The sequence below is a fragment of the Streptomyces sp. ACA25 genome, assembly GCF_028200735.1.
Classification (GTDB): Bacteria; Actinomycetota; Actinomycetes; order Streptomycetales; family Streptomycetaceae; genus Streptomyces.
This window is the reverse complement of record NZ_JAQKPV010000077.1, coordinates 1-807: the sequence shown is the minus strand read 5'-3', so window position 1 is coordinate 807 and position 807 is coordinate 1. Positions and strand designations below refer to the sequence as shown.

1 protein-coding gene is annotated in these 807 nt (G+C 67.8%); it reads right to left on the bottom strand.

The window, feature by feature from the left end:
* Nucleotides 1-8: 8 nt before the first annotated feature.
* A partial coding sequence (locus PJ985_RS23230) for a LamG-like jellyroll fold domain-containing protein (RefSeq protein WP_333909897.1) occupies nucleotides 9-807 on the bottom strand: 799 nt, incomplete at its 5' end.

Below are 807 nucleotides of genomic sequence, written 5' to 3'. Positions count from 1 at the left end.
CGACCGCGTCAGGGAACCGTGGTCGGTGCGTCGGAGACGCCCAGCGACAAGAAGGCAACCTGGGAACTGTTCAACGCGCCCTGGAAAAGCCACAGATCATCGATCGCCCCAGGCCAGTGCTCTCCCCAGGCCCCGGCAATCCGCGAACGCCCCACCTGCAACGAGTGCGTCGCCTGGAAGGCGTGCACGTTCTCCGCCCAGGAAGTCCCCGCCGCACAGTCCGGCTCCGACTCATCCGTGCAGACGACTTCCTCCAGCCGCCCGTTCACGTACAGCAGGGCCTCCTTGGCGAAGCCGTCGTACACCACCGCGACATGGGTCCACGACGCGGCGTGATGCGGAGTCTGACTACGGATCCGCGTCACCTCAGCACCCACCGCGTCCTGTCCCGGCAGCGCCACCTGCCACTCCCCCCAACCAGGATCATCGGCGTTCGGAAGGAACCGCACCGCGAACGCACTCTCCGCCGCCCCCGACGCACTGACCACTGACGCGGGCTCCTCCAGCGCCCCGACGCCCTGCGCCCAACCCGCAACGGTGAAGCTCGCCGAGGTGTCCACCGGCACCGAGGACACCGCGGCGTAGCCGGCGGACCCGTCCAGCTCCAAGGCGTGCAGGTCGACGCGACCCGTGTACTCGGCTATACCCGCCCCACCATGAAGCTGGAGAGCGTTGTTCTGCAAAGAGGAGTCCGGGGTCGCCGAGCCGCCCTCCTCGAACTGCCAACGCCCCTTGATAATCGGCGACTGCTGGAACAGCTGCGCCACCTCGTAGTCAGTCACGACGCGGTCGAAAAGCCGGACGTCG